Here is a 12,750-nt window from a genome sequence, read left to right as displayed (position 1 = left end):
CGCGCGTGAACTGGACTCAGCAGGCTTACCAGGCTCGGTGGAGGATTTCGGTGGCTTCGGCCTGGCTGAGGCCGGCTCGGTGGGCGGCTCGGGCGAAGACGGTGGCGGCGGCGCGGGTTTCCTCGTCGTCGACCCGGCTGCGGGAGGCGAGGACGAAGGTGCCGTTCCGCCCGCGGGTCTCGACCAGACGATCGGCCTCGAGTTCCTTGTACGCACGCGCCACCGTGTTCACCGCCAACCCAAGATCCCCCGCCAGTTGCCGGACCGTCGGCAACCGCGTCCCCTGCGCCAACTGACCAGCCCGGATCAGACCGTCGATCTGGTCCTTGACCTGTTCGTACGGCGGTTTGGCCGCGCCTGGGTCGACCGCGATGATCATCCGACGACCCGGTGCACTCGTCGTAGGCCGCGGCGGCTGGCGGCTGCCGTCCACATCACACATAAGAGCCTCACGGCCACCACGAATAGCACCACGGACAGCGGTTCGGCAAAGGCTGGGGCGGCTGACGGCCACTGGAAGGACATCGGGATCGACGCTCCGAGCAGCGCCGTAGTGGATCGCGGTCTCGATCGGACTCAGGTAGTCACTCAGCCAGCGAGGCCGCAGTGCGGCCATCGGGGTCCATCGGTCCGCGACGCCCGGACGGTCCGGTAGCTGAGTCCAAGCGTCGCGATGCCGCCAGCAGGCGCCGCCTCCACGGGATCGGGATCGGGCTCGGGCGGCAGGCTGCCGCGGCCGACCAACCGGTTGACCTCCGTCTGCGCGGCCCTCCGGCGCCGCGTCCACAGCACCCCAGTGGCCAGCACCATCAAGTGAAGTCCGCCGGGGTGTACGGCCTCGGCTCCACCAGGACCAACCAGTTGCCGGAGTTGTCGCGCAGTACAGCCTCCACGCCGTACGGGCGGTCGGACGGCTCCTGGATGTACTCGACGCCCTTGGCGACCAGCTCGGCGAAGGTCTTGTGGCAGTCGTCGGTGGCCATGCCGAACCCGTGCATGGAGCCCTTGGCCATGATCCGGCGGATCGAATCCGCGGACTCGGCGTCCATCGGCGGCCCGGGCAGCATCAGCGCGAGCTCGAGCTCGCGATGGTCGGCCTGATGCACCGTGCACCAGCGGAAGTCCTCGCTGAGCGTGATGTCGTCCCCCACCGCGAACCCGAGCTTGTCGGTGTAGAACGCCTTCGCCTCGTCGATGTCGTTGACGTAGACCGTGACCAAGCTGACGTTGGTGATCACTGTTCCTCCTCATCGTTGGTACGACGGTAGGCCTCGCCAGACCCGGCGTGCTTCTCCGGAATTGCGGAGTTCAACCCGAGCATGAACACGAAGCAGCCCGGGATCCGCGCACCCGTCTGGGTCCGCTGGTACTGCGTCGGCGTCATCTCGACCAGCTCGGTGAAGCGCTGCGAGAACGACCCCAGGCTGCTGTACCCGACCAGGCCGCACACCTCGGTCACGGTCAGGTTGGTCGCCCGCAACAGATCGGTGGCCCGCTCGATCCGCCGGCGGGTGACGTACTGCATCGGAGTCTCGCCGTACTCGGCCGCGAAGCACCGCAGGAAGTGGTACTTCGAGACGCCCGCGGCGGCTGCCAGCCCAGCCAGGTCGAGCGGCTCGGCATAGTTGCGATCGGCAACATCCCGGGCACGGCGCAGATGCGCCAGCAGCTCCACCGGTACGACGGGCCGCATCACTCCCCCTTCTTTCGGTGTGGACCGAAGGTTTGGAGACTACCGGCCGATTCGTGAAGCTGGCGTGTATGAGAGTCGGACAAGGCGGGACCGGACCTGGGCCACACACACCGGACGGCAGTGCGATCGAACTCTACGAGGTCACACCGGCACACGGTGAGGACGAGTTGATCAACGCCGCGATCGAACCGGGCAGCAGCATCCTCGAGCTCGGCTGCGGTACCGGGCGAATCACCCGGCCGCTGCTCGCCCTCGGGCATCAGGTGGTCGCGGTCGACGAATCACCCGACATGGTCGCGCGGGTCACCGAGACCGAGACGATCTGCTCGACGATCGGCGACCTCCGGCTGGACCGCCGTTTCGACGTGGTGCTGATGATGTCGTATTTGATCAACGTCGCCGACGACGAGGAACGCCTGCGCCTGCTGCGCACCTGCGCGCACCACGTCCGCCCGGGCGGCGCTGTCCTCCTCCAGCAGCAGGTCCCCGGGATGCTCCGCGGTCCCACCGTGATGGTGAACGACCACCGCCGCCTGGTCGTTTCCGACGTCGAGGAGCTCCCCGGCAACCGCCAGGCGGCGACGCTGACCCACACGATCGGCGATCGCTCCTGGTCGCAGCGGATCCTGACCCAGAACCTCAGCGACGACCAGCTGTCAGCCCAGCTGACCGACGCTGGGCTGACACTGGCCGAATACCTGACCCCCGACAAGACCTGGGTCCGAGCGCGACCGATCTGACCGCGGCAACCTGACAGGATCTCGCGGACCCTGTTGGGTATGGCCATGACTTCGAGCCGGCGCAGTCAGCCGCCCGCTGCCGCGCGCGACGGCGATCTGTGGGACGCGCTGCGTCGTGCGGAGCCGGAGGCGCTCGGTGAGCTGTTCAGCCGCTACGCCGGCGTCGTACACGCCTTCGCGGTCCGGCACACGGGCTCGTACGCCTCCGCGGATGACGCCGTACAGGCGACGTTCATCAACGCGTGGCGGCAGTTCACCCGGTCCGATCCTGGTCCGTTGCGGTACGACAGCGCCCGACCGTGGCTCCTCGCGATCGCACGCAACGAGCTGCGGAACACCACCCGGGCCCGCCGACGGCTGACGCAGTTCCTCAGCCGGCAGCCGGCGCCGCTGCACCAACCGGACCACGCGGAGGCGGTCGCAGCCCGGGTGGACTCGGAGAAGCACATCCAGGCGGTCCGGGCAGCGCTTGCCGCCCTCCCTGTGCACGAACGCGAGACGATCGAGCTCGTCTATTGGGCAGAGCTTTCCGTGGCCGAGGCCGCCGCCGTACTGGGAGTCGCGGAAGGGACCGTCAAGGCGCGTCTCTCGCGCGCCCGTCACCGCCTGCCCGCCTTGCTGGAGGAGAACCGATGAACCTTCTGACACCGCCTCCGGTCGAGAAGCTCGACGCCGAGTACGCCGACCAGGTTCGGCGCGATCTGGTTCGCAAGGCCCGCAAGCGGCAGCGCCCGGCCTGGGTTCCGGTGGTCGCGGCTGCCTGCGGGATGGCAGTCATCACCACCGCGGTCGTTCTGTTGAGCCGGCCCGGCGACGACTCGGGTGCACCAGCCGCGAACACCTCCGCGCCGACAGCCACACCGACAGTCGTGCAGGTCCCGCCCGCGAAGTCAGCCCGCGTCTCCCTCGACCTCGGCCAGGCCACAGCGAGCGAGGCGAGAGCGGCTGCCCGGAACTGCCTGGCCGACCTGAGCCCGCGTGAGGGCGGCAACGCCCCGGCGAAGCCGCAGGACGCCGACTCAGCGACCGTGCGCCAAGCTCGCTGGATCAAGACCATGGCCGGGTCCGGCGTTGCGAAGATCCTGATGCAGACCTTCACCACCGCGAAGGGCTACTGGTTCCAGTGCCTGGGGGACGACCTGGTGCGGTCGCGGCCGAGCGCAGACTCACGGGGCGGCCTGAACGTGGCCGATCCGGTCCTCGGGGACTGGAGGCTCCAGCAGGGCACCGAAGCAGGCGGTCCGCTGCTGCTCGCCGAGTACTCCTTCGTGACCCTACCGAGCGTCGTCCGGATGGAACTGCGGATCCGGTGGACCGCCGGCGCCTCACCCTGGTACGGCGTGACGTTCTCGGACGGCGCCGGCTACATCGCGGCCTCGCAACTCGGTGCTGTCGCGAAACGGGGGGAGATGGAGGTCGACGTCCGCGCCTTCGACACCACGGGCAAGCAGGTCTTCAGCGACGTCGAGTACGGCTGAGGCGGCCGCCGGCCGGACCATCGGGGGGGTCCGGCCGGCTCGCCTCGGCTGTAGAGGGGTCAGCCGAGGCCGCCGCCGTTCTTGGCGAGGGCGTCGAACTGAGTGCGGGTCAGCTTGCTGGTGTCGCCGGCGAGCTTGGCCGGGCGGGTGCAGATGACTCCGCCGGGGACGGATCCGGTGAGATAGCGGATCGCGTTCTTGAACGAGTCGCAGCGCCGCTGGTCCTCCGCGCCGGCCGGGTAGCCGATGGCCGCGTTGACCCGGCCCATGTCGAGGTTGTCGGCGTACGGATTGATGTTGCGGGCAACGGTCCAGTACCAGCGCGCGATCGGCGCGCTCCACTGCAGCGACAGCGCGAGGTCCGGGTTGCCGAGCAGGTCGATACCGAGGTACTGGCCGGCCGGGCCGTAGTTGAAGTCGCCGGTCAGCTGGATGTAGCCGCGGCCGCCGTACGGGCGGGTATCGCCGATCTCACGGATGTTGTACTCCAGCCGCGACTCGTGCACCAGCGTGGCCAGGAACGCGGCCTTGCGGTACGGCGTGTTGATGCTGGCGTCCCGCATCGCCTGGTTCAGCGACGGCAATCCGGTCTGGACGATCGACGGGTTCGCGATCCGGGTGCCGAACATCGCCTGGACGTCGGCCAGCGTGATGTCACCGGCCGGCGGCGGGACCTCGCCGTCGCAGTCCGGCACGCCGGGCAACTTGTCCTCGGGAATCGCGACGTACGCGACGGTGACGTACCCGCCGAGGGCCGGTACGTGCGCCCACCACCTGCTCGAACCGCCGGAGACGGTGACCAGGTCACCCTCCTTCTGGCAGTCCACGTCGATGGACGTCGGACCGGCCAGCGTCCCGACGACGGCGGACGACAGGTAGGCGTCGGCGCGGACGTTCACGCCGGTGCCGTAGGTCTGGAAGACGGTCGCGTACGCCGGTGACGCGGCGACCAAGGCGGTCGCGGTGATGCCTAGACAGGCGAACACCGCAGTGAGCAGACGACGCATGAGCACTCCCGGGGCGGAAGGAGACGGGCGGCGCCGTGAAAAGCTGACCAAGCCTTCTCACGACGCCGCCAGTTTCCTTCACGACCGGGTCGAGCTCAACCCTTTCGACTACGACTTGTCCTTCGGCTCCGGCTTCGCGTCGACGCCGGCCTCCTTGCGCTGCGCGGCGGTGATCGGCGCCGGCGCGGCGGTCAGCGGGTCGTACCCGCCGCCGGACTTCGGGAACGCGATCACGTCGCGGATCGACTCGGTGCCGGCCAGCAGCGCGGTGATCCGGTCCCAGCCGAACGCGATCCCGCCGTGCGGCGGCGCGCCGAACTTGAACGCGTCGAGCAGGAAGCCGAACTTCTCCGAAGCCTCCTCGTCGGTCAGGCCCATCACCTTGAAGACCCGCTTCTGCACGTCCTCGCGGTGGATACGAATCGACCCGCCGCCGATCTCGTTGCCGTTGCAGACGATGTCGTACGCGTATGCCAGCGCCGAGCCCGGGTCGGTGTCGAAGGTCTCCAGCGAGTCCGGCTTCGGCGAGGTGAAGGCGTGGTGGACCGCGGTCCAGGCACCCGAACCGACGGCAACGTCACCGGCGGCGGTCGCCTCATCGGCCGGCTCGAACAGCGGCGCGTCGACGACCCACACGAACGACCAGGTCGACTCGTCGATCAATCCACCGCGGCGGCCGATCTCCAACCGGGCCGCGCCGAGCAGCGCCCGCGACGACTTGACCGGGCCAGCAGCGAAGAAGATGCAGTCACCCGGCTTCGCACCAACGTGGTCGGCGATGCCCGCGCGCTCCTCGTCGGACAGGTTCTTGGCCACCGGGCCGCCGAGCTCGCCGTCCTGACCGACCAGGACGTACGCGAGACCCTTGGCGCCGCGCTGCTTGGCCCAGTCCTGCCACGCGTCCAGCTGCTTGCGCGGCTGGTCCGCTCCCCCGGGCATCACGACGGCACCGACGTACGGCGCCTGGAACACCCGGAACGGCGTGTTCTTGAAGTACTCCGTGCACTCCACCAGCTCCAGGCCCATCCGCAGGTCCGGCTTGTCGCTGCCGAACCGCGCCATCGCCTCGGCGTACGTCATCCGCGGGATCGGCGTCTGGACGTCGTACCCGACCAGCTTCCAGAGCGCGGTCAGGACCTCTTCGGACAGCGCGATGATGTCGTCCTGGTCGACGAAGCTCATCTCGATGTCGAGCTGGGTGAACTCCGGCTGCCGGTCGGCGCGGAAGTCCTCGTCGCGGTAGCAGCGGGCGATCTGGAAGTACCGCTCCATCCCGGCCACCATCAGCAACTGCTTGAACAGCTGCGGCGACTGCGGCAGCGCGTACCAGCTGCCCGGCTGCAGGCGAGCGGGCACGAGGAAGTCGCGCGCGCCTTCCGGCGTGGAGCGGGTCAGCGTCGGCGTCTCGATCTCGACGAAGTCGTGCTTGGCCAGCACCTCGCGAGCCGCCTTGTTCACGTCGCTGCGCAGGCGGATCGCCGTACCCGGGCCCTGGCGGCGCAGGTCGAGGTACCGGTACTTCAGCCGGACCTCTTCGTTCACCGGAGTCGCGTGGTGCTCCTCGACCGGGAACGGCAGCGGGGCGGCCTCGTTCAGCACCTCGACCTCGGTGGTGATGATCTCGATCTCGCCGGTCGGGAGATTCGGGTTCGCGTTGCCCTCCGGGCGGAGCGCGACCTCGCCGACGATCTTCAGGCAGTACTCCGAGCGCAGGCCGTGCGCGGCGTCCTCGTCGCGGATGACCACCTGCACGGTGCCGGTCGAGTCGCGCAGGTCGATGAAGGCCACGCCACCGTGATCGCGCCGCCGCGCCACCCAGCCCGCCAGGATCACGGTCTGCCCGGTGTGCTCGGCGCGCAACGAGCCTGCGGAATGGGTACGGATCACGAGTTCTCCTGGGTAGTGGTGTCGAGCTGTGTCGATTCAGTGCGTGGACGAATGTCGGCCTCGGGCGGCGTCCAGGTCGCGGCGTCGGCGGGCACCTGCTCACCGCTGCGGATGTCCTTGACCTCGGGACCGTTCTCGGTGCTGAACCAGACGAACGGGATCCCCCGCCGGTCCGCGAACCGGATCTGCTTGCCGAACTTCGCCGCGGCCGGCGCCACCTCGACCGGGATCCCCCGGCCGCGCAGCGTCGCCGCGGTCCGCATCGCCTCGGCCCGGTCCTCTTCCGCGGTCAGGGCCACGAGTACGGCGGTCGGCGTACTGCGGGTGCCCTTGAGCAGCCCCTGGCTGACCAGCCGGTGCACCAGCCGGGACACGCCGATCGAGATCCCCACACCCGGGTACGTCGTTTTGCCGTCGGACGCGAGGGCGTCGTACCGGCCGCCGCCACCGACCGACCCGAACGACTCCTGGCCGACCAGGTAGAGCTCGTAGACCGCGCCGGTGTAGTAGTCCAGGCCGCGGGCGATCCGCAGGTCGGCCATCAGCAGGCCGGGCGCGTGCTCGGCGGCCGCCGCCATCACGTGGCTCAGCTGCTCGAGGCCCTCGTCCAGCGTCGGGTGCTCGACGCCCAGCGCGCGGACCTGATCGGCGAACGACGTGTCCGTACTGGAGATGTCGGCCAGTTGCACCGCGAGCCGCGCCTGCTTGTCGGTCGCACCCGCCTCCATCAGCCGCTCGACGACCTTCTCCGGGCCGATCTTGTCGATCTTGTCGACGATCCGCAGCACCGAGGTGACGTCGTCCAGACCGAGGCCGCGGTAGAAGCCCTCGGGGATCTTGCGGTTGTTGACCTTGATCACGAACTCCGGCACCGGCAGCCGGCGCAGCGCGTCGGCGATCACCAGCGGTAGCTCGACCTCGTAGTGGTTCGGCAGCTCGCCGGAGTCGATGATGTCGACGTCGGCCTGGGTGAACTCGCGGTAGCGGCCCTCCTGCGGGCGCTCACCCCGCCAGACCTTCTGGATCTGGTAGCGGCGGAACGGGAAGACCAGGTTGCCGCTGTGCTCCAGCACGTAGCGCGCGAACGGCACGGTCAGGTCGAAGTGCAGTCCGAGCGCCGCGTCCTCGTCGGCGCCGGCCGCGAGGCGCCGTACGCCGTAGATCTCCTTGTCCGCATCCTCGCCCTGGTTGGACAAACGCTCGACCGGCTCGACCGCGCGGGTCTCGATCGACGCGAACCCGTGCAGTTCGAACGTCTCCCGGATCACGTCGAGGAACTGCTGCTCGACGATGCGATCTGCCGGCAAAAACTCGGGGAACCCGCTGAGTGGGGTCACCTTGCTCATGGTTTCGGTATCTCCAGGTCCTGCAAGTAGGGGTTGGTCGCCTTCTCTCGGCCGATCGTGGTCTGGCCACCATGACCCGGCAGGACGACGATCTCGTCGCGCATCGGCAGGATCTTGGTGGCCAACGTATGCAGCATGGCCGGATGGTCGCCGCCAGGCAGATCCGTCCGGCCGATCGACCCGGCGAACAACACGTCACCGGAGAAAAGAATTGCGGGCACGGCTCCGTTGTTTTCCGGCCCGTCGTACGGCGTGGTGAACGTGACCGAACCCCGGGTGTGCCCCGGCGTGTGGTCCACGGTGAAGCCGAGGCCGGCCAGCTCGAGGCTCAGGCCGTCCTTGAGTTCGGAGACGTCGTCAGGCTCGGCGAACTCGTGGTTGCCGCCCAGCAGCATCCGGGCCGTCTCCGGGCTGAGGCCGGCCATCGGGTCGGTCAGCAGGTGCCGGTCGTCCGGGTGGATCCAGGCGGTCGCGGCGTACGTCCCGCAGACCGGCAGGACCGAGAACATGTGGTCGATGTGACCGTGTGTGAGCAGAACGGCGACCGGTTTGAGCTTGTTCTCCCGGACCACCTGCTCGACGCCCGCGGCCGCGTCCTGGCCCGGGTCGACAACGATGCATTCCGCGCCCTGGCCGGTGGCGACGACGTAACAGTTCGTACCCCACGACCCCGCGGGGAACCCGGCGATGAGCACGACTGACCTTCCTGGAACGGTTCGGGACCACCCAAGGCTACCGGTGGTTCGTCGTGCAGAACGAACCGGATTGTGACGCAACACCGTTGCGTCCGCGACGGGAGTTTGTGATTGTTCAGGGATAAGCGTCGAGAAAGCGCCTCGACGCGCCCGGACAGGCCGTGATCGCGTGGTTGGACCAGGGACTGACCAGAATGGGCACGAGCGCAGTACATACCGCCGGAAGGGGCGAGTTGTGGCCGGAGAGAGCTGGGGCCGGGTAGCGGAGGACGGAACGGTCTTCGTACGGACCAAGGACGGTGAACGCGCGGTCGGCCAGTGGCCGGACGCCAAGCCAGAGGAGGCCCTCGCCTTCTACACCCGCCGGTACGACGCCTTGGCGTTCGAGGTGGATCTGCTCGAACAGCGGGTCCAGGCGGGCACCGTGTCGCCCGACGACGCCCGCGCCGCGGTGAAGAAGGTGACCAGCTCGATCGAGGAGGCCCAGGCGGTCGGCGATCTCGACGGCCTGCGGACCCGGCTCGAGGCGCTCACCCCGCTCGTCGCCCAGCAGCGCGAGCGGCGCAAGGCCGAACGCGCCGCGAAGGTCGAGGAAGCGCGCTCCGCCAAGACCAAGATCGCCACCGAGGCCGAGACCATCGCAGCCGGCACCGACTGGCGCCACGGCGTCACCCGCCTGCGCGAACTACTCGACGAGTGGAAGGCGCTGCCGCGGCTGGACAAGTCGTCGGACGATGAGCTGTGGCACCGCTTCTCGTCCGCGCGGACGACGTACACCCGGCATCGCAAGCAGCACTTCGCCGAGCTGTCCTCCAAGCGTGAGGAGGCGGCTGTGGTGAAGGAGCGGCTCGCGGCCGAGGCGGAGACGCTCGCGGGGTCGACCGAGTGGGGTCCGACGTCGGGCCGCTTCCGGGATCTGATGCGGCAGTGGAAGGCCGCCGGGCCTGCGCCGCGCGAGGTGGACGACAAGCTGTGGGCGCGCTTCCGCGCCGCCCAGGACACGTTCTTCGGTGCGCGCGACGCCATCCAGGCCGAGGAGAACGCCGAGCAGGTCGAGAACCTCCGCGCCAAAGAGGCCCTGCTGGTGGAGATCGAGACGATCCTGCCGGTGGACGACGCGAAGGCCGCCCGCGAGCAGTTGCGCGAGTACCTCGACCGCTGGGACCAGATCGGCAAGGTCCCGCGCGACGCGATGCGCTCCGTAGACTCCCGCCTGCGCGCCGTTGAGCAGGCCGTCAAGGCCGCCGAAGACGAGGTCTGGAACCGCAGCAACCCCGAGGCCCGCGCCCGAGCCGAGGCGACCGTCAAGCAACTCCAGTCCCTCATCGCCGACCTGGAGAAGCAAGCCGCCAAGGCCGAATCCCAAGGCAACACCCGCAAAGCCACCGAAGCCCGCGAAGCCATAGCCGCCCGCCGGGAATGGCTAACCCAAGCCCAAAACGCCCTCACCGACTTCAGCTGAAGCCTGTGGATGACGTTCAGCACGCAGCAGCCTAGTTAAGCCATCCTGTCCGGATGCTGCCTGCTGAACTGCCCCTGTACTTCTGTGGCATCCCTTTCCGCGCCTACCAGGTCGGCCGCAAGCTCCGTTGGCTCCTGGCGCGCGGCGAGATCCGCCAAGTCATGCGCGGGGTGTACGTCGACATCCGGGTGCCGGACTCCCCCGCGCTCCGAGCTGACTCACTGCGCCTCGTCGTACCACCCGAGGCTGTCGTGCGGGGCCGAGCCGCCGCGTGGCTGCACGGGATCGACACGACGGCGTTGAGCCCCGAGCCCGCGATCAGCCCGCAGTGGACCTCCCATCCCTGCCCAACTGTCGAAGTGCTGGGCCTCAAGGTAATCACGCCTGCCGCGACTGCAATTGAACTCGCGCAGCACCTGGACCGCCCCTTCGCGCTGTCTGCTGTGGACGCTCTCCTGCACTCCCAGGTCGTCAGTCGGCAACAGTTGGAAAGCGCGGCCGCGGCGTACTTCCCCGAGCACAGCAACTCCCAGGGGCGGCAGATTTTGACCTACGCAGACGCCCGCGCAGCGTCGCCGGGTGAGTCGTGGCTACGGCTGCGATTGATTGACGCCGGCTTCGGACGGCCCGATCTCCAAGTCCGCGTGGACGGCCGGAACCGCACCTACCGTCTGGACCTCGGCTACCCCGATCGGCCAGTGGATGGGAAGCGGTTGGGGCTCGAGTACGACAGCGACCAGTGGCACTCCACGCACAAACAACAGTTGCGCGACGAGACCCGCCGCACCGAACTGGACGCCCTTGGCTGGCACGTCATCCCTGTCCGGCGAACCGACCTCTGGGGCAGCTACCCCGCCCTCGAACTCGCCGTAGGCGCCTTCCTTTGCCGGCAGCCTCGGTTGCCTCGGCGGTGGTGACGGGTGGTGGGTCGGCAGGTCAGGTCGGTGGGGACAGCCCGGTCTGACCTGCCGATTGCTCTAGGACCTATCGCACGGTGCGGGGGGTGGCTGCGGGCCTCCGGTTGATGCGGCGGTGATAGAGGAACGCCAGGCCCACAAGGGTGATGGCGCCGGCTGAGGAACGGAGGATGAGGTCGTTGTAGGTGTGGGTGGGTGCTGCGGCGGTGGTGTCGTAGCCGCCGGCTTTGCCTTCGGTGGAATAGGGGGTGCCGGGGAGTTTGTCGTTGTAGCGGGTGGAGATGAGGTCGTTGTAGGCGGCGACGGTGATCGGGAAACGGCCGATGGACTTGATGGCGGAGGGGTTGAGGGGGCGGATCTGGGTGCCGGTGACGGCGTACCAGGCGCCGATCTGAGGCTCGGTGAAGACGAGCGCGCCTCGGGCCGCGGCGAACATGCGGGCTTCCGTGTCGCCGCTCGCCACGTTGACCGCCTGCCAACTGCCGGTGGCCGGGTCGGGAGCGGTGTAGACCGTCAACGCCTGACCTCCTTTGCTGGCGGGCGTCGCGGCATACCAGAAGGTCGCCACCGGCGCCGAGGCGTCGCGAACGAAAGCGGGGTTCAGCGCGTACACCGCGTGGGTGTCCGGCGAGACCGTGGCCGCGGTCTTCGCCGCTCCGGCCGGGACCTTGCCCAGCAGGCTGAGGGCCGTCGGCGAATGCGCCGCGGTGGTTGCCTTTGACAACTCATTGCCGGACACCGGCTCGGGACCGGCCGCGCCGGCAGCAGCACCGACGGTCAGAGCAAGGCCGAGACCGACGGCCAGTACGGCGCCGAGACGGAGCAGGATGTTCTTCGGGCGGGGCATGTCAGGCTCCGATCCGGTACAGGGAGTGGGTCCAGGTGAACTGCGAGTTGGACCGGTACCAGTTGTACGTCGAGTAGTTGTAGCGCGGGTCGTCCGGCCAGGGGTTGTAGTACTCGAGGGTGGAATCGGAGGAGTCGTATCCGATGATGTCCATCATGTGGCCGCCGCCCGACGACCAGCCGATGCGCGTCATCACCGGCCGCCCGGCCGCGATCTCGCTGACGAGCGTGCTGAAGCTGAGCGTTGACGAGACGTAGCTCCCGGCGCTGATCCCGATCGACCGGAACGCCCGCTGGTCGTTCGCCAGCGTGGCCTGGTTGTTCGGACACGTCACGTTCATGCTGTTGCCGAAGGCCAGGTTGCAGAACTGGTTCTGCGAGTACGGCCTCCCGTAGAACGCGGCGATGCTGTTGCCGGTGGCGGCCCAGCACCAGTTCGACTTCTGCTGCGCCTGCCCGGTGACGTTGAGGTAGTAGCTGGCGGGCGCGGCCGAGGCCGGCGGAGCGAGCGGTACCAGCGTGGCCAGGCTGATGATCATTGCCAGAAGCAATGACCAGGTACGGCGGGGGCGGAGCCTGCGCATGGATCCTCCTTCGGTGGGTTGGAAGAGGTCCATCGTCAGGAGCACACCCGTGCCCGGCAACAACTGGCGAACCGCCCGAGTGCCGCTGTGAACGC

General features: G+C 68.7%; 14 protein-coding genes. 5 read left to right on the top strand and 9 right to left on the bottom strand.

Translation table 11 applies throughout. The features are described 5' to 3' along the window. Positions 1 to 25 precede the first annotated feature (25 nt). The 3 genes from E0H75_RS18605 to E0H75_RS18595 form a co-directional block, all read right to left on the bottom strand. Positions 26 to 379 (bottom strand): GntR family transcriptional regulator, encoded by a 354-nt coding sequence (locus tag E0H75_RS18605; RefSeq protein ID WP_131514847.1) that lies wholly within the window; start codon positions 377 to 379, stop codon positions 26 to 28. A 430-nt stretch (positions 380 to 809) separates the two neighbouring features. Then, positions 810 to 1,238: a VOC family protein gene (locus tag E0H75_RS18600; protein WP_131514846.1), complete on the bottom strand. Its 429-nt coding sequence runs from the start codon at positions 1,236 to 1,238 to the stop codon at positions 810 to 812. Further along, entirely contained in the window at positions 1,235 to 1,693 is a 459-nt protein-coding gene (locus tag E0H75_RS18595) for a helix-turn-helix transcriptional regulator (protein ID WP_131514845.1), read from the bottom strand. The genes E0H75_RS18600 and E0H75_RS18595 overlap by 4 nt, the downstream gene beginning before the upstream one ends. A gap of 68 nt (positions 1,694 to 1,761) precedes the next feature. On the opposite strand from E0H75_RS18595, the gene E0H75_RS18590 reads away from it, so the two are divergent. The 3 genes from E0H75_RS18590 to E0H75_RS18580 are packed head-to-tail and all read left to right on the top strand — an operon-like array spanning position 1,762 to position 3,911. Next, positions 1,762 to 2,433, top strand: coding sequence for a class I SAM-dependent methyltransferase (locus E0H75_RS18590; protein WP_131514844.1), 672 nt, complete (start codon positions 1,762 to 1,764; stop codon positions 2,431 to 2,433). A 39-nt stretch (positions 2,434 to 2,472) separates the two neighbouring features. Further along, on the top strand, positions 2,473 to 3,069 hold the full coding sequence (locus E0H75_RS18585; protein WP_238163123.1) for an RNA polymerase sigma factor: 597 nt from the start codon (positions 2,473 to 2,475) through the stop codon (positions 3,067 to 3,069). Next, positions 3,066 to 3,911, top strand: coding sequence for a hypothetical protein (locus E0H75_RS18580; protein ID WP_131514843.1), 846 nt, complete (start codon positions 3,066 to 3,068; stop codon positions 3,909 to 3,911). The genes E0H75_RS18585 and E0H75_RS18580 overlap by 4 nt, the downstream gene beginning before the upstream one ends. Before the next feature lie 59 nt (positions 3,912 to 3,970). Here the strand turns inward: E0H75_RS18580 and E0H75_RS18575 are convergent, their stop codons facing one another. From E0H75_RS18575 to E0H75_RS18560, 4 genes are all read right to left on the bottom strand, one after another. After that, positions 3,971 to 4,918 carry a glycoside hydrolase family 19 protein gene (locus tag E0H75_RS18575; RefSeq protein WP_131514842.1) on the bottom strand — a complete coding sequence of 316 codons (948 nt, stop codon included), beginning with the start codon at positions 4,916 to 4,918 and terminating at the stop codon, positions 3,971 to 3,973. Positions 4,919 to 5,026: 108 nt separating this feature from the next. After that, positions 5,027 to 6,805, bottom strand: coding sequence for an aspartate--tRNA ligase (gene aspS, locus E0H75_RS18570; RefSeq protein WP_131514841.1), 1,779 nt, complete (start codon positions 6,803 to 6,805; stop codon positions 5,027 to 5,029). Next, positions 6,802 to 8,151, bottom strand: coding sequence for a histidine--tRNA ligase (gene hisS / locus E0H75_RS18565; RefSeq protein ID WP_131514840.1), 1,350 nt, complete (start codon positions 8,149 to 8,151; stop codon positions 6,802 to 6,804). The genes aspS and hisS overlap by 4 nt, the downstream gene beginning before the upstream one ends. Then, positions 8,148 to 8,846 carry an MBL fold metallo-hydrolase gene (locus E0H75_RS18560; RefSeq protein WP_131514839.1) on the bottom strand — a complete coding sequence of 233 codons (699 nt, stop codon included), beginning with the start codon at positions 8,844 to 8,846 and terminating at the stop codon, positions 8,148 to 8,150. The genes hisS and E0H75_RS18560 overlap by 4 nt, the downstream gene beginning before the upstream one ends. A 235-nt stretch (positions 8,847 to 9,081) precedes the next feature. Between E0H75_RS18560 and E0H75_RS18555 the strand changes: the two genes are divergently transcribed. Further along, positions 9,082 to 10,308, top strand: a complete 1,227-nt coding sequence (locus E0H75_RS18555) for a DUF349 domain-containing protein (protein WP_131514838.1) — start codon at positions 9,082 to 9,084, stop codon at positions 10,306 to 10,308. 53 nt (positions 10,309 to 10,361) lie between these two features. Beyond that, complete coding sequence (locus E0H75_RS18550; RefSeq protein ID WP_131514837.1) at positions 10,362 to 11,225, top strand: hypothetical protein; 864 nt, start codon at positions 10,362 to 10,364, stop codon at positions 11,223 to 11,225. A 67-nt stretch (positions 11,226 to 11,292) separates the two neighbouring features. Here the strand turns inward: E0H75_RS18550 and E0H75_RS18545 are convergent, their stop codons facing one another. Together E0H75_RS18545 and E0H75_RS18540 are read right to left on the bottom strand one after the other, a co-directional pair. Continuing rightward, positions 11,293 to 12,072: a hypothetical protein gene (locus E0H75_RS18545; protein ID WP_131514836.1), complete on the bottom strand. Its 780-nt coding sequence runs from the start codon at positions 12,070 to 12,072 to the stop codon at positions 11,293 to 11,295. 1 nt (position 12,073) lies between these two features. After that, positions 12,074 to 12,655: a papain-like cysteine protease family protein gene (locus tag E0H75_RS18540; protein WP_131514835.1), complete on the bottom strand. Its 582-nt coding sequence runs from the start codon at positions 12,653 to 12,655 to the stop codon at positions 12,074 to 12,076. Positions 12,656 to 12,750 lie beyond the last annotated feature (95 nt).

Source organism: Kribbella capetownensis, assembly GCF_004331485.1.
Lineage (GTDB): Bacteria > Actinomycetota > Actinomycetes > Propionibacteriales > Kribbellaceae > Kribbella > Kribbella capetownensis.
The sequence above is the reverse complement of the archived record's forward strand: the minus strand, read 5'-3'. Positions and strand labels throughout refer to the sequence as shown.